Source organism: Pseudomonas wuhanensis (assembly GCF_030687395.1).
Taxonomy (GTDB): domain Bacteria; phylum Pseudomonadota; class Gammaproteobacteria; order Pseudomonadales; family Pseudomonadaceae; genus Aquipseudomonas; species Aquipseudomonas wuhanensis.
This window is the reverse complement of record NZ_CP117430.1, coordinates 4,518,821-4,538,957: the sequence shown is the minus strand read 5'-3', so window position 1 is coordinate 4,538,957 and position 20,137 is coordinate 4,518,821. Positions and strand designations below refer to the sequence as shown.

Genomic DNA, 20,137 nt, shown 5'->3' with positions numbered 1-20,137 from the left:
TCCACAGGACAATGTTCGACGTGAAGAAAACCACCGCTAAAAATAACAAAACATCCTGGCTGCCTCTCGCTCTTGCCCTGGCGGTCAGCTCGGCGCTGCCCCAGGTGTTCGCTGCCGATGCCATTCATATTCAAGCGCAGCCGCTGGGTCAGGCCTTGAGTCAGCTGGGCCAGCAAACCTCGCTGCAGGTTTTTTTCAGCCCTGAACTGGTGGCCGGCAAACAAGCCCCGGCAGTCGACGGTAATTTTTCACCGGAACAGGCTTTGCGCCAATTACTGCAAGGCAGCGGTCTGGAGTATCAGATCGATGAAGGCTCGGTGACCCTGATGCCAGCCCCGACTTCCGCCGTCAACGGTCCGCTGGAGCTGGGCGTGACCGACATCAAAGTGGTCGGCGACTGGCTCGGTGATGCCAATGCTGGCGTGGTGCAAAACCATCCCGGCGCACGCACGGTGATCCGTCGTGAAGCCATGGTCGAGCAGGGCGCCATGAACGTTGGCGACGTGCTGCGTCGTGTACCTGGCGTGCAAGTGCAGGACGCCAACGGCACCGGTGGCAGCGACATTTCCCTGAACGTCGGCGTGCGCGGCCTGACCTCGCGCCTGTCGCCACGCTCCACCGTGCTGATCGACGGCGTGCCGGCCGCCTTCGCCCCTTATGGGCAACCGCAGCTGTCCATGGCACCGATTTCCTCCGGCAACCTCGACAGCATCGACGTGGTGCGTGGCGCCGGTTCCGTGCGTTATGGGCCGCAGAACGTGGGTGGTGTGATCAACTTCGTCACCCGAGCGATTCCGGAGAAAGCCACCGGTGAAATCGGCACCACCCTGGAAACCACCCAGCGCGGTGGCTGGAAACACATCGACACCGCGTTTCTCGGTGGCACCGCCGATAACGGCATGGGCGTGGCACTGTTGTATTCCGGTGTGAACGGCAACGGTTATCGCAAAAGCAACAACGGCAACGACATCGACGACGTGATCCTCAAGACCCATTGGGCGCCTACCGATCAGGACGATTTCAGCCTCAATTTCCATTACTACGACGCCAGCGCCGACATGCCCGGTGGCCTGACGCAGAAGCAGTACGACGCCGATCCGTTCCAGTCCGACCGTGACCATGACAACTTCAGCGGCCGCCGCAAGGACGTGTCCTTCAAGTGGATTCGACAGATCGACGACCGCACCCAGGCCGAAGTGCTGACCTACTATTCCGACAGTTTCCGTGGCAGCACCATCGCCGCTCGCGACCAGAAAACCCTCAGTTCCTATCCGCGCACTTACTACACCTTCGGCATCGAACCACGGGTGTCCCATGTGTTCGATCTGGGCCCGACCACTCAGGAAGCCAGCGTCGGTTATCGCTACCTGAAAGAAGGCATGCATGAAGAGTCGAGCCGTCTGGCGCTGGTGAACAATCAGCCGGTGGTCACCAAAACCTCCGATGGTCATGTGTTCCAGGATCGCACCGGGGGCACCGAAGCCCACGCTGTGTACATCGATGACAAGATCGACGTCGGCAACTGGACCGTGACCCCCGGCATCCGTTTTGAAAGCATCAGCACCGAATGGCACGACAGACCGGTTCTCGATACCGCCGGCAGACCTGTGCAGGAAAAACGTCGCAGCATCGACAGCAATGAGCCGCTGCCGGCCCTGAGCGTGATGTATCACCTGTCCGAGGCCTGGAAACTGTTCGCCAACTACGAAACCTCGTTTGGCAGCCTGCAATATTTCCAGCTCGGTCAGGGCGGCTCGGGTGACAACACCGCCAATGGCCTGAACCCGGAAAAGGCCAAGACCTACGAGATCGGTACGCGCTACAACGATGACGTGTGGGGCGGGGAAGTGACGCTGTTCTACATCGACTTCGATAAAGAACTGCAATACATCAGCAACGATGTGGGCTGGACCAACCTCGGCGCGACCACGCACCAGGGCCTTGAAGCCTCGGTGCACTACGACATGGCGGCGCTGGACCCACGACTCGCCGGCCTGACCGCCAACGCCGGTTTTACCTACACTCGCGCCGTTTATGAAGGTGAGATTCCAGGCTTCAAGGGCCGTGACCTGCCGTTCTACTCACGTCAGGTGGCGACCGCCGGCCTGCGTTACGACATCAACCGCTGGACCTACAACCTCGATGCCTTTGCCCAGTCCAAACAGCGCTCACCGGGCACCGCAGTGAACGCTGATGGCAGTTTCAGCGGCAACTACATCACTGAAGGCAGCGCGGACGGCCAGTACGGCGACATCCCGGGTTACGTCACCTGGAACGTGCGTGGGGGGTATGACTTTGGCTCGCAATTGTCGAACCTGAAAGTCGGGGCAGGGGTGAAGAACATTTTCGACAAGCAGTACTTCACCCGCTCCAGCGACAACAACGCCGGGATGTACGTCGGCGCACCGCGTACGTTCTTTGTGCAGGCCAGTGTCGGGTTCTGATAGACCGAGTCAGCTTCATCGCGGGCAAGCCCGCTCCCACATGATCTTTGGCGTACACAACATCTGTGTTCACTGAAGATCCTTGTGGGAGCGGGCTTGCCCGCGATGCTTTTAAACTTTCAACACCTTGCCGCCAATCGCTACCGCCACTAGCAACACAGCCATCAACCCGAAGGCAAAACTCAAACTGCTGCCATGGGCGATAAAGCCGATCACCGCAGGCCCGGCGAGAATCCCTGCATAACCCAGAGTGGTAATGGCTGGCACGGCAATGCTCTCCGGCATGACGGTCTGTTTGCCCACGGCGGTATAGAGCACCGGCACAATGTTCGAACAGCCAGCCCCCAGCAGTGCATACCCCACCAGTGCAGCTTCCCAGCTCGGTGCAAATGTCGCCAGCGCCAGGCCCGTCGCGGCCGTCAATCCACCAAACACAATCACTCGTGTAGCACCGAGGCGCCGGACAATCGCATCGCCGGTCAAACGTCCGACGGTCATGGTCAGCGCAAACGCCGCATAACCCAGCCCTGCATATGCCGTGTCGATCCCGCGCTCTTGCGCCAGGAACACCGCGCTCCAGTCGAGCGCCGCGCCTTCGGCCAGGAACACGATGAAACACATCCCGCCGATAAACAGCACGATGCCATGCGGCACTGCAAACGCCGGGCCGGAGCTTTCGCTGCCATAGGGCAACAGATGCGGCGCGGCCTTGAGCAACGCCACCACTAGCAGCACGATCACCACCAGCATCGCCCCCAGCGGCGACATCCCGAAGCCGAGCAGGGCGCTGACACCCGCCGCGCCGACGATCCCGCCGAGGCTGAACAGCCCATGAAAACCCGACATCATGGTCTTGCCGCTGGCCCGCTCGACGATCACCGCTTGCAGGTTCACCGTCGAATCCACCGTGCCCAGGCCCGCGCCGAACATGAACAACGCGGCAATCAACGCCGGAATCGTAGACACCGTCGCCAACAGTGGTAGTGCCGCACAGATCAACAAAGTCCCGCCGCTTAGCACCCGACGGCAGCCGAAACGCGTCGCCAGAATCCCGGCCATGGGCATCGCCAGAATCGAGCCCACCCCCAGACACAGCAGCAACAACCCGAGGGTTCCTTCATCCAGCCCGGCCCGTGCCTTGGCGTAAGGCACCAGCGGCGCCCAGGCCGCGATGCCGAAGCCTGCGATAAAAAAGGCGATGCGGGTGGACATCTGTTCCAGACGTCCGGGGACGAAGGTGGCTTGGGTGTTGAGGTTGGTCATATCGATCCTTGGCAAAAAACGTCGCGTCCCCAAGGGACAGTGAACAACCACAAAGGGTTCGATCACCATCCGGGCGGGGTGCAGTCAGGCAGGATGACATCCTTGCACAGCCAGCCGCTGTTTCGCGATATCGTCGACGTATCAATTGTTCATAGAGGGGGCGCCATGACGCGGATGTACGATGCTCGGGGCAATATCTACGCGGTGGTGGCGCCTGGCGCCCTGCGCAGTAGCGGTATCGACCTGCCTGAACAGGCCAGCCGCGCCGCGCAAACCCGTGAGGCCTGGGCGTTATCGGCCATCGAGGCGTTTTGCGGCTGGGCTCCGGGCACACAACCGCCCGGCAGCAAGGCACATCGCTGCGATGGTCTGCTGGTGGGGCCGTTTCAATCGTCGCCGCCTTTTGACCTGCTGATCGTCAACACCGACGGCACCCTGGCCGAGCGCAGCGGCAACGGCCTGACGATTTTTTCCCAGGCCCTTGGCGAGCAAGGGCTGATGCCCACGGAAGCGGCCTGTCAGCTCCGGGTTCATCACGACAAGAGCGATGCGGTTTCGCCGGTGGAGACTTCAGTGACACCCGCTGAAATCGATGGCGTGCAAGGGTTCTGGCTGGACCTGGGGCAGCCATCGTTCGGGCCCGAAGCGGTGGGCGCGCAACGGGTTGAATCCGTGACATTGAAGGGGCGCGAAGTCAGTCATGTGCGGCCGTTGTCGGCACTCGACCCTGCCTGGAACCACAGCCAGTTCGTGCGCATCGGTAATCCCCATTGCGTGACGTTGGTGACCGGCGCCGATGCGTTGCCGAGTAACGCGCAGATGCGTGAGTCAGGATTGGCCGAATCATTGACCCGCATCGCCTATGCCATGCCGACCGGGGCAGGGCAGCCGTGTGTGGCAGGGGTGAACCTGCAATGGGCGATGCTGGAAGCCGAGGGGCGAATCGTTGCGCGGGTGTTCGAACGCGGCGAAGGGCCGACCGCGTCGTCGGGCACCAGCGCCAGTGCGGTGGCGTGTGCGGCGTGGCGCGTGGGTTGGGTGGCGGCGGGTGAGGTGAAGGTGGTCATGCCTGGCGGCACGGCGCCAATTTTGCTGGAGGAATTGGATGGCGAGTTGAGTCGGGTGAGGTTGTTTGGTACGGCGCGGTTGTTGGGTTGATTTTGAGATTGCCATCGCGGGCAAGCCCGCTCCCACAGGTTCAGCGTGATCCCTGTGGGAGCGGGCTTGCCTGCGATGACGCACGCTCTGTCAACGAAAATTCAGAGCCGATCGGCCCATTCCACCACCGGCATCTGCCGCTTCATTAACACCTTGCCCCCGCGAACCGAGTACAGCGGCAAACCCTGACTACGAATCACCTCATAATCACTGTCCGCCGACAGAATCAGCAGATTCGCCGGTCGCCCTTGTTCCAGCCCATAGCGATCGCTCAGGTTCATGGCTTTGGCACTGTTATCGGTCACCAGATCCAGCGCGCTCTGCAGATTGCGATAACCGAGCATGTGGCAGATGTGCAACCCAGCCTCGAGCACCCGCAAAATGTTGCCGTTGCCCAGCGGATACCACGGGTCGACAATCGAATCCTGGCCGAAGCACACATTCATCCCCGCTTCGAGCAACTCATTCACCCGGGTCACGCCACGGCGTTTCGGGAAGCTGTCGAAGCGTCCTTGCAGGTGAATGCTTTCGGTGGGACAGGAGACAAAGCTGATCCCCGAATGCCCGAGCAGCCGAAAGAGTTTGGCGCAGTAGGCGTTGTCGTAGGAGCCCATGGCCGTGGTGTGGCTGGCGGTGACGCGCGAACCCATGTCGCGGCTGCGGGCCTCTTCGGCCAGCACTTCAAGGAAGCGTGAGTGCGGGTCGTCAGTTTCGTCGCAATGCACGTCCACCAGGCAACCGGTACGTTCGGCCAGATCCATCAGGAACTTCACCGAGCTCACGCCCTGATCCCGGGTGTATTCGAAATGCGGAATACCCCCGACCACATCGGCGCCCAGGCGGATCGCTTCTTCCATCAGCTCCCGACCGTTGCGGTACGATTCGATGCCTTCCTGAGGGAACGCGACGATTTGCAGGTCGATCAGGTGGCGGCTTTCCTCGCGGACTTCGAGCATCGCCTTGAGCGCCGTCAGCTCCGGGTCAGTGACGTCGACGTGGGTGCGCACATGCTGGATGCCGTGGGCGGCGAGGGTCTGGATGGTCTTCTTGGCGCGGGTCTTGGTGTCTTCCTGGGTGATGGTCGCCTTGCGCTCGCCCCAGCGTTCGATGCCCTCGAACAGCGTGCCGCTCATGTTCCAGCGCGGCTCGCCGGCAGTCAGTGTGGCGTCGAGGTGAATGTGCGGCTCGACGAAGGGCGGCACCACCAGATTACCGCCGGCGTCCAGGTCGTCAGGCCCCAGGGACGGGGCTTCGGTTTGCCGGGCGATGCTGTGAATCAGGCCGTTTTCCAGGTGCAACTCATGCAGGCCTTCTTGGTTGCGTAGGCGGGCGTTGATGATATGCATCAGGCGAATCCTTTTAGAGATCTTGTAATGGTGCGTTGGCGGTACGGGCACCCAGCACCCCGGTCAATAGCACATACGTTAGCGCGGCTACGGCAATCCCTACCAGCGGCGCGACCCATGGCGAGCTGAAGGCGGCGACGGTGCCGACCGCATAAGCGCTCAGCCCCGGCCAGTTGAACGCGGGCAGCCGTGTGTCGGCCAGGCGTGGGTAGCGGCCCCGATAGCGAAAGAAAAAGTCCGCCATGATCACCCCGCCAATCGGCGGAATGACTGTGCCCAGCAGAATCAGGTAAGGCACTAGCATGTCGTACATGCCCAGCAGCGCCAGCAGCGTGCCGATCACCGCGCCAGCCAGGGTCACGGTTTTGCGCCGGCCGGTGCGCAGCAGGTTGCAGCCAGCGACGGCGAAGTTGTAGATGGTGTTGTCCTGGGTGCTCCAGATGTTGAGCAGCAACATCGCCATCGCAGCCATGGCGAAGCCTTGCAACAGCAGCACTTCCACCACATCCGGTTGCTGGTAGACGATGGCGCCGTAGGCACCGATCAGTACCATCAGACCGTTGCCGACGAAGAAGCCGATCAGGCTCGCCAGCACCGCCACCCGCGCCGAACGGGAGAAACGTGTCCAGTTGGTTGCTTGCGTCGCACCGCTGACGAAGGTGCCGAACACCAGGGTAATCGCGGTCGACCAATCCAGGGTTCCCGTCGGAACCACCGCGAGCAAGCCCTCGAACCCGCCGACCTTCACCGTCGCGACCCACATCGACAGCATCAGCAGCAACATCATGGCCGGCACCGCGATGTACGACAGAATCTCCAGCCCGCGATAGCCGATGTAGGCCGTGGCACAGAAGCCCAGGCCGAACAGCACCATCAGCCCCAGAACGGTGCCTTCGCTCAGTTCGAAATACTTGCCCAGCACTACAGCCGCCGTCGCGGTGCCCCAGGCGTACCAGCCGATCTGGGTGAAACCGAGGATCAGGTCGCTGAGTTTGCTGCCCACTTCACCGAAGCAGAAACGTCCCATCAGCACCGAGTTGAGGCCGCTCTTGAAGGCGATGTAACCCAGCCCTGCGGCGTAGATCCCCAGCAGCAGATTGCCGACGATAATCACCGCCAGCATCTCGCCGAAACTGAACGCCACACCGAGCTTGCCGCCGGCAAACATGGTCGCGGTGAAGAAGGTAAAACCCAGTAGCACCATGGCGGTGGAGGCAAGTCCCTTGCGGGCATGCATCGGGACTTCGCTGAGGGGGTAATCGTTGCCCGAATCGTTCTGCGTCATGTGGCGTTCCTTGCTGGAGGGAGGACGCGGGGGTGTTGCAGTGCTCGTGCCAATGGCGCGAGGGTGTTGTTATTTATAGACGAGCAGGCGGATTTGGTTTGAGAAGGGGCACGATAGCGGTGCACCTGAAGAAACACCGCTCCCACATGTTTGATTCGGTTTTTTCAGGGGGATTCGTGTTGCGGTAAAAACCGCAATATCGCTGCCACAATCGCCTCCGGCGCATCCTCCTGAACCAGATGCCCGGCATTGGCGATGGCGTGAAATTGCGACCCCGCAATCATCTGATGCAGCGCCTGGCCGCGCTCAATGGGAATCCACTGATCGTCCTTCCCCCAAAGAATCTGCACCGGGCAGCGAATCGTCGGGTATAGCCCTTCGACCTCGCGGGTATAACATTCATCCATCTGCGCGATCTGCCGGTAGAACGCCGCTTGCCCCGGATCTCCCAGCCAAGGCTGCACATAGGGCGCCAGTTCTTGATCGGGAATCTCGCGCTTGATCGCGCCACGGATATAGGCCGGCACAATCGCCTGCTGAATGTAATCGGGCAGCCCACTGAACGCTGCTTCGTGCTGACGCACATGCTGCACGAACGGCGAACCCCAGGGTGACAGCGCCACGGGATCGATCAGCGTCAGGCTGCGGTAATCCTTGCCGTTGAGCAGATGCGCACGCAACGCGGTGGCGCCGCCGAAATCGTGGGCCACCACGTCTGGCCGTTCCAGGCCCCAGTGCTCCAGCAGTTGCGCCAACAATTGGTTTTGCACGCCCAGCGACACATCGCCGTCCGGCTGTGTGGATTGCCCGTAACCCAGCAGATCGAAGTAGTGCACCCGGTGCATGGTGATGAAGTGCGGCGCAATCCGGTGCCACACATAAGAAGAGAAGGGCGTGCCATGCACGAACACCAGCGGCGGACCGTCGCCACGTACGGCGTAGCGCACGGAATGCCCATTGAAGCGATAGGTCTGAGCCAGCGGCCAGTCAGCCATGGGAGCGTCCTCTTGGCGTGTGCGAGCCAAGAAGCATAGGCATAAAAAAACTGCCATTGAAGGCTGTTTCTCAATTCACTGACGAAACGCAGTTCTTGTGTGGTCGGGCTTGTGTGGGAGTCGGGCTTGCCCGCGATGCAGACGGCTCGGTTTAACGTCGAACCGAGTTGATGCCATCGCAGGCAAGCCAGCTCCCACGGGAATTTATGTTGTGCTTGGGGTCGGCTTATTCGCCGCGATAGATGCAACCGCTGGTGCAGGTCTCGTGGATACGAATTGCGCTGAGTTCCGGCAGCAGGGGCTTCAATTCATTCCAGATCCACTTGGCCAGCACTTCGCTGGTCGGGTTTTCCAGGCCGGGAATGTCGTTCAGGTAGTTATGGTCCAGGCGCTCGTAGAGCGGCTTGAAGATTTCCTTGATTTCCGAGAAATCGCGGATCCAGCCCGTGTGCGGGTCGAGATCGCCGCTCAGGTGAATCGCCACTTTGAACGAGTGACCGTGCAGGCGACCGCACTTGTGGCCGTCCGGCACGTGGGGCAGGCGGTGGGCGGACTCGAAGGTAAATTCTTTGAAGATTTCCACAGTGATGTTCAGCTCTTTCAGGTGGCGATCGCCGCGGCGATGTGGGCAGGTGGCGAGTTTAACAGTTTGCGTTTGGGGTTGCGGGAAAACACTGACTAAAGGGTCAGCAAGCGCTCGCCGAGGCGACCGTTGGTGGCCAGTTCAAGGAACTCATCACCCAGGCGACGGCTTTCATCCATCGTCGCGCGCCAGTATTTCTGCCGGCTCGGGGCGTCGCCCATGAAGCGCTTGAAATCGTTACGATCCGGCAGTTTGCCGTAGGGCAGGCGCGACAGATATTCCTTTGACGGTGCCAGCAACAGAACATCCTGCAAGCGCGCCGGGCAGGCACGGCGCCACGGCAGGGGCTTGTCGAACCAGCCGGGGATCACCCGATCGGTGAAATGCGGATACAGCACAATGTCGTTGCCGCTGTAGGGCAAGTCGAGGTGATAGTCCAGCAGCCCGCCATCGCGAAACGTCCCGGCGCCAGCACCCGGCAGGTCGCGCACGCCTTGCATGACCATCGGGATCGAACCCGAGGCCAGCAAGGCCTGGCGCAGGTTGCCGGCATCCAGCGCAACGAAGCGCGACGGGAAGTCATTCAGCGCGTTGACCGGTGGTGCCAGGCGCGGGTCGTGGAGGATCAGCCGCTCGAAATGCCGTGACAGCCGCGCTCGCCCGCGCAGGTTGTCGGCGATCACCGACGACAGGCCCAGCCCCAGCCGACCGCGATGATCGTCCGCCAGCAGGCCATGGCTTTTGACCACCATGATGTTCAGTCGGTAGTGGGCGTTGTCCAGAATCGACGCGTCGCGGCCGTCGAGCAAGTCATCGAGCATGCGCCGGGAGCTCTGGCTGATCTGCGCCATGGTCACACCCTTGGCGAAGTTCTGCTCGGTGTACAGATGACCGAGGCGGCGGATGCCTTCAGCGGCATCCGGCAGGCAGGCGCTGGCGAACCGCCAGGAACCCACCGACGCACCAATCAGCGAACGCTCCCGGGGCACCGCCGGCAGCCATTCGCCGAACAGCGCCAGATCCAGCCCCTGAATGCCCAACGCTTTCGGGCCACCGGCGGCGCCCGGCAATGTGCCCACATCCGCGGCGCTCAAGCCATTGGCACGGATGCGCGCCAAGGCACGCGGGCCGGCCTTGATAGTCAGGGAAGGGAACTTGATGTGGATCGCGGTCATAACCGGTCTCGATGTCTGGCAGGCGGGGGATTATGTGGGAGCGGGCTTGCTCGCGAAAGCGGTGTAACAGTCGACATTTTTGCTGAATGTTGAACCACCTTCGCGAGCAAGCCCGCTCCCACAGGTTTTGTGTATGTCTGCGATATCATGGTGCCAGTCCAAATGATGGCAATTCAGTTTCAGTTAAGTTCGAATCACTAAGGTGACCCTCGAAGCAACACATAAAAAAATACGGAGACACCCATGAAAATCCTGACTGCCCTGTTCACCGCCTCCATCATCACCATGACTGCCAGCATCGCCCACGCTCGCGACCTCGGCCCCGACGAAGCCCTGAGACTGCGCGACGCTGGTACCATTGTGTCCTTCGAGAAGCTCAACGCCACGGCATTGGCCAAACACCCCGGCGCCAACATCAGCGAAACCGAGCTTGAAGAAGAGTACGGCAAGTACATCTACCAGGTGGAACTGCGCGACCCGCAGGGCCTTGAATGGGACCTGGAGTTGGACGCTGTCAGCGGGCAGGTTCTCAAGGATCATCAGGATACGTAATGAAGGTGTTTTCTTTAAATCGACGCACCGGCAGTCGAATGGCGTTGGCGCTCCTGGCTTTCTGCTCGGTGGTCATGGCCCGCGACCTGGATCAGGACGAGGCCCTGCGCCTGCGCCAGCAAGGGGTGATCCTGCCGCTGGAGCAACTGTTGAAGCAAGCGCTGGACCGTTATCCCGGGGCCAAGCTGCTGGAAGCCGAGCTTGAGGAAAAGCACGACGTCTACATTTACGAGGTCGAGCTACTGACCACCGAAGGTGTGGTGCGTGAGCTGGACCTCGACGCCACCACCGGCCAGTTACTGAAAGACAAGGAAGATTGATCGATGCGTTTGCTTCTGGTGGAAGACCACGTGCCGCTGGCCGACGAATTGATGGCCGGCCTCAACCGGCAGGGTTACGCCGTGGACTGGCTGGCCGACGGCCGCGATGCGGTGTACCAGGGCAGCAGCGAGCCCTATGACCTGATCATTCTCGACCTCGGCCTGCCGGGTCTGCCGGGGCTCGAGGTGTTGGCGCAATGGCGGGCCGGCGGCTTGGCCACGCCAGTGCTGATCCTCACGGCGCGCGGTTCCTGGGCCGAGCGGATCGAAGGCCTCAAGGCCGGCGCCGACGATTACCTGACCAAACCGTTTCACCCCGAAGAGCTGCACCTGCGAGTCCAGGCATTGTTACGCCGCTCCCACGGCCACGCCAATCAGCCGACACTCAAGGCCGCAGGCTTGCATCTGGATGAAGGTCGCCAGTGCGTGACCCGCGACGGCGCCGACATCCAGCTCACCGCTGCCGAGTTTCGCCTGCTGCGCTACTTCATGCTGCACCCCGAACAGATCCTTTCCAAAAGCCATCTCGCTGAACACCTCTACGACGGTGAAACCGAACGCGATTCCAACGTGCTGGAAGTCCACGTCAACCACCTGCGTCGCAAGCTCGGCCGCAGCGTGATCGAAACCCGTCGCGGCCAGGGTTACCTGTTCGGCGGGCAAGCCCAGTGAGGTCAATCCAGCGCCGCTTGAGCCTGGGCCTGATCAGCGTGATGGTGATCGTCGGCCTGGTGCTGGCGCAAACCAGCCTGTGGCTGTTCGAAATGGGTTTGCAGCGCTACCTCGAAGCCGGGCTGCGCAATGACAGTGAGAACCTGCTGGTGGCGCTGGTGCGGGGCCCGCAGGGTTTGCAGCTGGATGAGCGGCACTTGTCGCCGGCCTATCAGCGACCGTTTTCCGGGCATTACTTTCGCATCGACTTTGCCGACAGCCATTGGCGTTCCCGCTCGTTATGGGATCAGGATCTGCCGCGACTCGAACACCCAGGCCTGCACAGCAACCTGCAGTTGGGGCCGGAAGGGCAACAGTTGCTGGTGTTGCGTTCGGACTACCGGCGCTTGGGCCAGGCGATTTCCATCAGCGTCGCCCAGGATTACACCCCGGTGCGCGAGAGCTTCCGGCGCATGCAACAGGTCGGCCTCGGGTTGGGGCTGGCAGGGCTGTTGCTGATATTGCTGTTGCAACGCATCACCGTGCGCCGCGCCTTGCGCCCGCTGGAAAAAGCCCGCGAGCAGATCGCCCAATTGCAGCAGGGCCAGCGCTCGCAACTCGACGAAGAAGTGCCGCTGGAGCTGGAGCCGCTGGTGGCGCAGATCAACCATTTGCTGGCCCACACCGAAGACAGCCTAAAGCGCTCACGCAATGCGTTAGGTAATCTTGGCCATGCGTTGAAAACCCCGCTGGCGGTGTTGTTGAGCCTGGCTTCCAGCGAAAAACTCGATGCTCACCCGCAGCTGCGCAAAGTCATGCAGGCACAACTGGAACAGGTTCAACAACGGCTCAATCGCGAACTCAACCGTGCCCGGTTGTCCGGCGATGCACTGCCGGGGGCGCTGTTCGATTGCGCTGCGGAACTGCCGGGGTTGCTGGCCACGTTGAACATGATTCACGGCGAGCACCTCGAGCTGAGCTACCGCGCGCCGGCCGGTCTGCAACTGCCGTGGGATCGTGAAGATCTGCTGGAGTTGCTTGGCAACCTGCTGGACAACGCCTGCAAATGGGCGGATGCCGAGGTGCGGCTGAGCGTGGTCGAAACGGCAGAAAAGTTTGAGTTGAGCGTGGAAGACGATGGACCGGGAATTCCCGAAGACCAGCGCGCTCAGGTGTTCAGCCGTGGCACACGACTTGATGAACAGACGGATGGGCATGGCTTGGGATTGGGCATCGTGCGCGACATCGTCGACACGTGGGGCGGAGTGTTGAAGTTGCAGGAAAGCGAGTGGGGCGGGTTGAAGGTGACGATCGAGTTGCCCAAACGCTGACCCCAATCTGAAGGACGCCGATTAACCTGTGGAAGCGGGCTTGCCCGCGATAGCGGTGTATCAGGCAGGCCAGCAAGCTCCCTCGCCACAGGCAAGCCACACCATAGGGCTATCGCAATCCGTTACACATCAGTAATGGGTGTTCGCTTTGACAAGGGGACGACGGTCCGGCACAGTGCGCGCCCTCTAATAAAACCCTTTTCTCCATCCGCTGGCGGCGCTCATGCAGGCTGCCGGCCGGACTCATTCCGTTTGGCGGTGATTGCCTCACCGCGCTGCTTTTGAGGTAACAACAATGAATGCAGTAATTGCCGCGGTCGGCATCATGCTGATACTCAGCCTGTCCCGCGTGCATGTGGTGATCGCGCTGATTGTGGGCGCGCTGGTCGGTGGTTTGACCGGTGGCCTGGGTATCGATGCGACCCTGAAAGCCTTCAACAATGGCCTGGGCGGCGGGGCGACGGTTGCATTGTCCTACGCTTTGCTCGGCGCATTCGCGGTGGCCATCGCCAAGTCTGGCCTGGCCCATGCGCTGGCCGACAAAGCCCTGGCCATGGTCGATCGCCAGCACGCCAACGGTGGCGGAAACGTCAAATGGCTGCTGATCGGTTTGCTGTGGGTGGTGGCCATCGCCTCCCAGAACATTTTGCCGATTCATATCGCCTTTATCCCGTTGCTGGTGCCACCACTGTTATATGTGCTGACCAAGCTGCAACTGGACCGTCGATTGATTGCCTGTGTCATCACCTTCGGTTTGATCACGCCGTACATGTTCCTGCCCGTGGGCTTCGGCAACATTTTCCTCAATGAAATCCTGCTGGCCAACGTCGCCCGTAGTGGCGTGGACATCAGCGGTATCAATGTCACCCATGCCATGGGCATTCCGGCACTGGGCATGGTGTTTGGCCTGGCGGCAGCGTTCATCAGCTACCGTAAGAAGCGTGTTTACGACCTGGAAAAGATCGAGCAGGTCGAACAGGTCGCGGTGCAATACAACCCGTTGAGCCTGATGATCGCCGGTCTGGCCATTGCCGCCGCGTTCATTGTGCAGTTGCTGTTGGACTCGATGATTATCGGGGCGCTGACGGGCTTCCTGATCTTTTCGGTGTCGGGCATCGTCAAATGGCGCGACACCGATGACCTGTTCACCGAAGGCATGAAGATGATGGCGATGATCGGCTTCATCATGATCGCCGCGTCCGGGTTTGGCGAAGTGATCAAAGCTACCGGGCAAGTGCAGACACTGGTCGAAACCTCGGCCTCGTGGATCGGCCACAGCAAAGCCATCGGCGCGCTGCTGATGTTGCTGGTGGGCCTGTTGGTGACCATGGGCATTGGCTCGTCGTTTTCCACCGTACCGATTCTGGCGGTGATTTTCGTGCCGTTGTGCGTGCAACTGGGCTTCAGCCCGATCGCCATCGTGTGCATCGTCGGCACCGCCGGTGCGTTGGGTGATGCCGGGTCACCTGCCTCGGACTCAACCCTGGGCCCGACCTCCGGTCTGAACATCGATGGCCAGCATCACCATATATGGGACACCGTGGTCCCGACCTTCCTGCACTACAACCTGCCATTGCTGGCGTTTGGCTGGGTAGCGGCGATGGTTCTGTAACACCTCTAACCCTGTGGGAGCGGGCTTGCCCGCGATGGCGGCCTTTCAGTCGCATTGATACTGAATGTACCGACGCTATCGCGGGCAAGCCCGCTCCCACAGGATCAATGTGACCCTGACTCAACTTTTGATTTGGCCTGCCGTTAAAGCCTTTAACCACGCCAACAAAATCATAAGAGTGAACGTCATGCGCATGAGCCTGAAGGCTAAAGTCCTGTCCCTTGCCGTCCTCCCGGTGCTGCTCTTTGCGCTGGTCATCAGCCTGACCACGCTGTTCATCCTGCAAGAGCAGGCCCGCAAGGAAGTCGAGGAAACCCGTCTGCGCCTGCTCAGCGATGCCAAGGCGACCCTGCAAAGTTACGTTGCTGTGGCCATGACCACGATCAAACCGCTCTATGACGCAGCCGCTCCCGGCGATGATGCGGCGCGGGCGCAGGTGATCAAGTTGCTGTCGAGCATCACCTACGGCAAGGACGGCTACTTCTTCGGCTACGACTCCAACACTGTGCGCCTGTTCAAGGCCAACAGCCCCGAAGGCGTGGGCCAGAGCTTCAAGGACAACCGCGACCCGAACGGCGTCTACGTCAACCGTGACCTGGTAAAAGTCGCCAAGGACGGTACTCACTACCTGCAATACAGCTCGACGCTGCCCGGTAACACCCAAGTGCTGGTGCCTAAACTCGGCTACACCGAATACCTGCCGAAGTGGGACATGGCGGTCGGCACCTCGGTCAACCTCGACGGCATCGAAGCTCAAGTGGCGGTGGTTGAGGCCAAGGTCCAGGAACGCATGCAAGGCGTGGTGCTGAGCATTGTCGGGATTGCCGTGGTGGTGCTGCTGATGATCGCTGCTGCCGGGATGCTGTTGGCCAACACCATTCTGCGTCCGCTGAACCTGATGAAAGCCAACCTCGACGACATCGCGGCGGGCGAGGGCGACCTGACCCGACGCCTGTCCATCACCAGCCAGGATGAACTCGGCGAACTGGCCGGCTCGTTCAACCGTTTCGTCGACAAGATCCACGGCCTGGTGCGGCAGATCACTGAAATGACCTCGCAACTGACCGGGCTGGTGAATCAGGTGTCCGATCAGGCCCAGCGCTCGGATCAGGCCATGGAGCGCCAGCGTCACGAGACTGATCAGGTGGCCACGGCGATCAACGAAATGTCGGCGGCGGCCCAGGAAGTGGCCAAAAGCGCGCAAAACGCGGCGGTCGCTGCCCAGCAGACCGACGAAGAAGGCCAGGCCGCCAAGCGTGTGGTGGCCGGCAGCATCGTGAAGATTCATGCGTTGGTGAACGACATTCGCAGCAGCGGCGTGTCCCTCGACAGCCTGCAGAAAGACGTGTCGTCGATTGTCAGCGTGCTCGGGGTGATCCGTTCGATTGCCGAACAGACCAACCTTCTGGCGCTCAACGCCGCCATTGAAGCGGCCCGCGCCGGTGAGGCCGGGCGTGGTTTTGCGGTGGTCGCCGACGAAGTGCGGGCATTGGCCAGTCGCACGCAAATCAGCACCCAGGAAATCCAGAGCATGATCGACCGCTTGCAGGCCGGCACTCAATCGGCAGTCGAAGCCATGCGCCGCTCCAGCGAGGCTGGCGACGGCACGTCGGCCCAGGCCAACGAGGCGGGAGCGTCTCTGGACGCCATGGCCCAACTGATCGGCACCATCAACTCGATGAACGCCCAGATCGCCAGCGCCGCCGAAGAGCAAACCGCCGTGGCCGAAGAAATCAACCGCAGCGTGCATCAGATCGCCGTGGCCGTGGACAGCGTCGCCGACGAAACCCAGCTCGGCGCGCAAACCTCGCGCAGCCTGGCCGACCTCGGTCAGCGCCTGGGGCAACTGGTCGGGCAATTCCGTATTTGATTGATGTTGTTTGTGTGGCGAGGGGGCTTGCCACAATGCCGATAAGTCAAGAAATGTGAGCGACGAAGATCCTGTGGGAGCGTGGCTTGCCCGCGAAGAATGCACCGCGGTTTTTCAGGTATTACGCGTCATCGTTCATTGCGGGCAAGCCACGCTCCCACAGGTTCTGCTCCTTGACTTACCGATATTAGAGTTTTCCCCTAGCCACAGGGCAGTGTTCGTCCCTGAATAGCAGCATCGCGACTACCCTCATTAGTAAGCAAACACCGTCCAAGCGTTTGTTTGAACCCGTTTGGGGAGCAGGCGGTCATTTGCTTCAGGTGTCGCGCACCCGCGGCACCTTGACGACCACAACAATGGAGTCAGACTCATGATCGACAGTGAAAGTATCTGCGACTGCCCCAAATGTTCCTGCAAGCTGGGCGAACATCCGATCGCGCGCCACGGCAAGCACTATTGCTGTGAAGCCTGCGCCAAGCACCATGAAAACGGCGAGGCATGCTCCACCAAAGGCTGCAAGTGTGCTCAACACTGACTATTCAGCCAAAAAAGTGGAGCCGTCCAGGCTCCACTTCAGTTTGAATCGTCCCCCTCCTTTTTGACGCTCAACTGGCCGGTCGCCAGGTCACATTCTCGATGCCGAATTTTTCCGCCAGCGGTTTGCTGGTCTTTTGCACCCGTTCACGGCCAAAGCGCGGGATCCGGCCGACTCCGGCGTCGCAACTTGCCCAGTGCCAAGCCTCTGCATTGTCCATTTTGTCCAGGCGGATAATGAAAGACTTGGGCTGGCCATGAAGGGTGTATTCAATAACGAAAAGTTTTGCATTGTTCATAACGCCTGTATTCCTCCCTGTAGTTATAGAGGGATCGCGAGGCGCGGCGAAAATTCAGTCGAAATGTCGGACGGTGACAGTGACTGGCGACAGCCGGACGCCTCGTTATCATGGAGCCTTCCTGACCCCCAATTATCCTAGCCTATGGCCCAAGGTGCGCCGGCGGAACCGTCATAGTCTTCGCGAGCAGGCTCGCTCTCTGTAATCGAATGGACTCGCCCACGCCGAGGCGTCTATGCGCCACGGTGGCATCCTATAGATGTCAGCGACAGCGAGGGCGAGCCCATGAGCAAGAGTACGTCGAAAAAGAATTCCCTGTCTGCAAACAACCTTTCGGCCTGTACCACCGTAGCCGTGGATCTGGCGAAGAGTGTGTTTCAAGTAGCGGGTGAAGATCATCTGGGTCAAGTGATCTACGAGAAACGCCTCAAATCCCGTGAAGCCTTTTCCACCTTCTTGCGCCAATTGCCACCTGGCACCTCGGTCTTGATGGAAACCGGCCCAGGTGCGCAGGCTTGGGCCCGGTTGCTGCTGGAACAGGGCAATCAGCCTCGAATCCTGCCGGCTCAGCATGTGGCCAAGCATCGCAGCGGACCGAAGAACGACCGTAACGACGTGTTGGCCATCCTGCGCGCCGGCCGGGACGAGCGTGCTCACGCCGTGCCGGTCAAAACCGTAGCCGGGCTGGAAATGCAAGCGTTGCACCGAGTACGCCGCGCTACGTGAAAGAGCACACCGCCATGGGCAACCAGATGCGTGGATTGCTGCTGGAACATGGTTTTTCCATCCCCCAGGGCAAAGCAGCCATTGACCGAAACGTCACTCAGCTACTCGAAGACTCCAGCCAGCCGATCCCCGCGTTGCTACACGAGCTGATCGCCGAATTGCTCGCTGAGTGGAAGCACATGGCTGAACGTATCGAAGTGATGACCGGGCGCCTGGAGCGCGCAGTTCGTGAAGACGACACCGCGAAGCGGCTAATGACGGTACGCGGTGTCGGTCCGATCTTCTCCTCGGCCGTGATTGCCAAGCAGACCGAACCTGAGCGTTTTGCCAATGCCCGGGATTTTGCAGCTTACTTCGGCACAGTGCCCGAGCAGTACAGCAGTGGAAATACGATCCGGCTGGGCAAGATGGCCAAACGCGGGGATGCCTACATCCGCAGTCTGGCCATACAAGGTGCACATGCTGTCCTCAGACAGCTCAATCCCAGCTCGGATCATCCTGATGACCGCCGCCTGCAACGCTGGCTAGGCCGTCATGGACAGAAAGGGGCTGCGGTGCGTCTGGCTAACCGCAACCTGCGGATCATCTGGGTGTTACTGCAAAACAAAGACACCTATCACCGCCAGCCGGCTGAGCGTCAGGAGGTGGTGATAGGCCAGTGATTTAACGAGTTCTGCCACCGAGGCGCTTGGCGCCTCAACCCTTGCTAGAGAACATTGACCCCAGGTTAAACCGTCGCGGATAGATGCCTGCGCTCCTACTGGCCCTTGAGGCCTCTCTGTAATCGGCATCCCGCGAGCTGATCCGATGTTGGCCAGAAGCCAGGCGCTTCCTCGAACAGGCCTGATACATAGATGCAACCGGGTAGCAGTGTTCAAAAGCAAAGCGGGTTGACAGTGAGGGGCGAGTCCATACATAGGAGCGAGGCTTGCCCGCGAAGGCGTCCTCAAGCCGGACTCAGACCTCAGGCACACCTTTCTCCCAAGCCGACCAATTCTGCAAAATCTCCTGCACCAACGGATTCCCCGTGCGGTACAGGTTCTCCAGCGCTGGCACAAACCCACCCTGATCGGCGTATTTGAGCAGGTTATCCACCTCACTCTGGCCCGGCGCCGGCCGGTCGAAGTCAGAACCGGCGCGCACCACCGCCAGGCGCCGGACGTCCACCAGGCCCTCGCGGCTGGCGCGCAGCAGCGCCTCGTAGGTGGAGTTGTCTTCCTGCTGAGTCGTGCAATAGACCCCTTCGTTATTGGTCAGCAGCCTGGTCCAGACTTCCGCCCGCTCGCTCAACCGCGTTCCGGAGAACCAGGTATTGCCCGCCAGCGTGTCGCACTGGGTTACCACTGGCGGCTGATTGGCTGGGGCCGACGGATACTTCAAACGCCATATCGCTGATTCCTTGCTCTCGCTCAGATGGACCTTGTGGCTCAGGGCGAACGCCTTGGCCTGCAACTTCGGATTGAGTTCGAACACTTCAGTTTTGTAGTCCAGCGGCGGCTTTTCGTTCGGGCCTTTGGTGTTGATGCCCAGGTAACCGGTCGGCCAGTCTTTCGGCGCGTCCCGGGAATCCAGCTCCCACTGGGTGCCGAACTCCACCAGATAGTGTGCCCACGCGGTGGTGCCGATGGTGCCGTGGTGGGGGCTGATGCCGGCGATACCGGCGATCAGGAAGTAACTTTTGCGCAGGTCGAATTTCGGCGACAGCGCCAGGGCCAGAGTAGAGGCCGCGGCATTGGTCTGGCCCATGCCGGTGACCATCAGGCACACCTGTTGGGTGTTGCAGCGAATGTTCGGGTACTCGGCGGACAGGCCCGGTACGCGCACTTCTTGCTTGAGTTCCAGGCGATCGATCCAGTTCTGCGCCTCGGGGGCGAACATGGTGATCAGCATTACTTTCGGCTGAATGGGCGCTTCAGTCGCCCAGGTAGCGGAAGAGAGCAGGGCGCCGCAGACAATGCCCACGGACAGGGAAAGACGCGTCATTGCATTCATA

At 60.8% G+C, this 20,137-nt stretch carries 17 protein-coding genes and 2 pseudogenes; 11 read left to right on the top strand and 8 right to left on the bottom strand.

The window, feature by feature from the left end; all coding sequences use genetic code 11:
• The first annotated feature begins 20 nt into the window (after window positions 1–20).
• Entirely contained in the window at window positions 21–2,444 is a 2,424-nt protein-coding gene (locus PSH88_RS21015; RefSeq protein ID WP_305422409.1) for a TonB-dependent siderophore receptor, read from the top strand.
• 111 nt (window positions 2,445–2,555) lie between these two features.
• Here PSH88_RS21015 and PSH88_RS21010 read toward each other — a convergent pair whose 3' ends face one another.
• Window positions 2,556–3,707, bottom strand: a complete 1,152-nt coding sequence (locus PSH88_RS21010; protein ID WP_305422407.1) for an MFS transporter — start codon at window positions 3,705–3,707, stop codon at window positions 2,556–2,558.
• Window positions 3,708–3,872: 165 nt separating this feature from the next.
• Between PSH88_RS21010 and PSH88_RS21005 the strand changes: the two genes are divergently transcribed.
• Window positions 3,873–4,865 carry a diaminopimelate epimerase gene (locus PSH88_RS21005; RefSeq protein WP_305483355.1) on the top strand — a complete coding sequence of 331 codons (993 nt, stop codon included), beginning with the start codon at window positions 3,873–3,875 and terminating at the stop codon, window positions 4,863–4,865.
• Window positions 4,866–4,966: 101 nt separating this feature from the next.
• On the opposite strand, the gene codA is transcribed toward PSH88_RS21005, so the two are convergent.
• The 5 genes from codA to PSH88_RS20980 form a co-directional block, all read right to left on the bottom strand.
• Entirely contained in the window at window positions 4,967–6,211 is a 1,245-nt protein-coding gene (gene codA, locus PSH88_RS21000) for a cytosine deaminase (protein WP_305422406.1), read from the bottom strand.
• Between the two features lie 13 nt (window positions 6,212–6,224).
• A complete protein-coding gene (gene codB, locus PSH88_RS20995) occupies window positions 6,225–7,496 on the bottom strand; it encodes a cytosine permease (RefSeq protein ID WP_305422405.1) in 1,272 nt (423 codons plus the stop codon).
• A gap of 164 nt (window positions 7,497–7,660) precedes the next feature.
• Window positions 7,661–8,491, bottom strand: coding sequence for an alpha/beta fold hydrolase (locus PSH88_RS20990; protein WP_305422403.1), 831 nt, complete (start codon window positions 8,489–8,491; stop codon window positions 7,661–7,663).
• A 226-nt stretch (window positions 8,492–8,717) separates the two neighbouring features.
• Window positions 8,718–9,074 (bottom strand): 6-carboxytetrahydropterin synthase QueD, encoded by a 357-nt coding sequence (queD, locus tag PSH88_RS20985; RefSeq protein WP_007933061.1) that lies wholly within the window; start codon window positions 9,072–9,074, stop codon window positions 8,718–8,720.
• A 95-nt stretch (window positions 9,075–9,169) separates the two neighbouring features.
• Window positions 9,170–10,249, bottom strand: a complete 1,080-nt coding sequence (locus PSH88_RS20980; RefSeq protein WP_305422402.1) for a patatin-like phospholipase domain-containing protein — start codon at window positions 10,247–10,249, stop codon at window positions 9,170–9,172.
• A gap of 243 nt (window positions 10,250–10,492) precedes the next feature.
• On the opposite strand from PSH88_RS20980, the gene PSH88_RS20975 reads away from it, so the two are divergent.
• From PSH88_RS20975 to PSH88_RS20945, 8 genes and pseudogenes are all read left to right on the top strand, one after another.
• Window positions 10,493–10,801 (top strand): PepSY domain-containing protein, encoded by a 309-nt coding sequence (locus tag PSH88_RS20975; RefSeq protein ID WP_305422401.1) that lies wholly within the window; start codon window positions 10,493–10,495, stop codon window positions 10,799–10,801.
• Window positions 10,801–11,121, top strand: a complete 321-nt coding sequence (locus PSH88_RS20970) for a PepSY domain-containing protein (RefSeq protein WP_305422400.1) — start codon at window positions 10,801–10,803, stop codon at window positions 11,119–11,121. The genes PSH88_RS20975 and PSH88_RS20970 overlap by 1 nt, the downstream gene beginning before the upstream one ends.
• 3 nt (window positions 11,122–11,124) lie before the next feature.
• A complete protein-coding gene (locus PSH88_RS20965) occupies window positions 11,125–11,793 on the top strand; it encodes a response regulator transcription factor (protein WP_030131520.1) in 669 nt (222 codons plus the stop codon).
• Window positions 11,790–13,103 carry a sensor histidine kinase gene (locus PSH88_RS20960; RefSeq protein WP_305422399.1) on the top strand — a complete coding sequence of 438 codons (1,314 nt, stop codon included), beginning with the start codon at window positions 11,790–11,792 and terminating at the stop codon, window positions 13,101–13,103. Before PSH88_RS20965 ends, PSH88_RS20960 begins: the two co-directional genes overlap by 4 nt.
• 295 nt (window positions 13,104–13,398) lie before the next feature.
• Complete coding sequence (locus PSH88_RS20955; RefSeq protein WP_305422397.1) at window positions 13,399–14,715, top strand: Na+/H+ antiporter family protein; 1,317 nt, start codon at window positions 13,399–13,401, stop codon at window positions 14,713–14,715.
• A 64-nt stretch (window positions 14,716–14,779) separates the two neighbouring features.
• A pseudogene (locus PSH88_RS30565) lies at window positions 14,780–15,679 on the top strand (cache domain-containing protein); the annotation flags it as partial.
• 84 nt (window positions 15,680–15,763) lie between these two features.
• On the top strand, window positions 15,764–16,585 hold the full coding sequence (locus tag PSH88_RS30560; protein WP_370694714.1) for a methyl-accepting chemotaxis protein: 822 nt from the start codon (window positions 15,764–15,766) through the stop codon (window positions 16,583–16,585).
• 370 nt (window positions 16,586–16,955) lie between these two features.
• Window positions 16,956–17,120 carry a metallothionein gene (locus PSH88_RS20945; protein WP_305422395.1) on the top strand — a complete coding sequence of 55 codons (165 nt, stop codon included), beginning with the start codon at window positions 16,956–16,958 and terminating at the stop codon, window positions 17,118–17,120.
• 70 nt (window positions 17,121–17,190) lie between these two features.
• On the opposite strand, the gene PSH88_RS20940 is transcribed toward PSH88_RS20945, so the two are convergent.
• Window positions 17,191–17,418: a DUF6555 family protein gene (locus tag PSH88_RS20940; RefSeq protein ID WP_008071169.1), complete on the bottom strand. Its 228-nt coding sequence runs from the start codon at window positions 17,416–17,418 to the stop codon at window positions 17,191–17,193.
• Between the two features lie 285 nt (window positions 17,419–17,703).
• Here PSH88_RS20940 and PSH88_RS20935 point away from each other — a divergent pair.
• Window positions 17,704–18,806, top strand: a pseudogene (locus PSH88_RS20935) (IS110 family RNA-guided transposase).
• Window positions 18,807–19,101: 295 nt separating this feature from the next.
• Here PSH88_RS20935 and PSH88_RS20930 read toward each other — a convergent pair.
• Window positions 19,102–20,136 carry a purine-nucleoside phosphorylase gene (locus PSH88_RS20930; protein ID WP_305422391.1) on the bottom strand — a complete coding sequence of 345 codons (1,035 nt, stop codon included), beginning with the start codon at window positions 20,134–20,136 and terminating at the stop codon, window positions 19,102–19,104.
• Window position 20,137 lies beyond the last annotated feature (1 nt).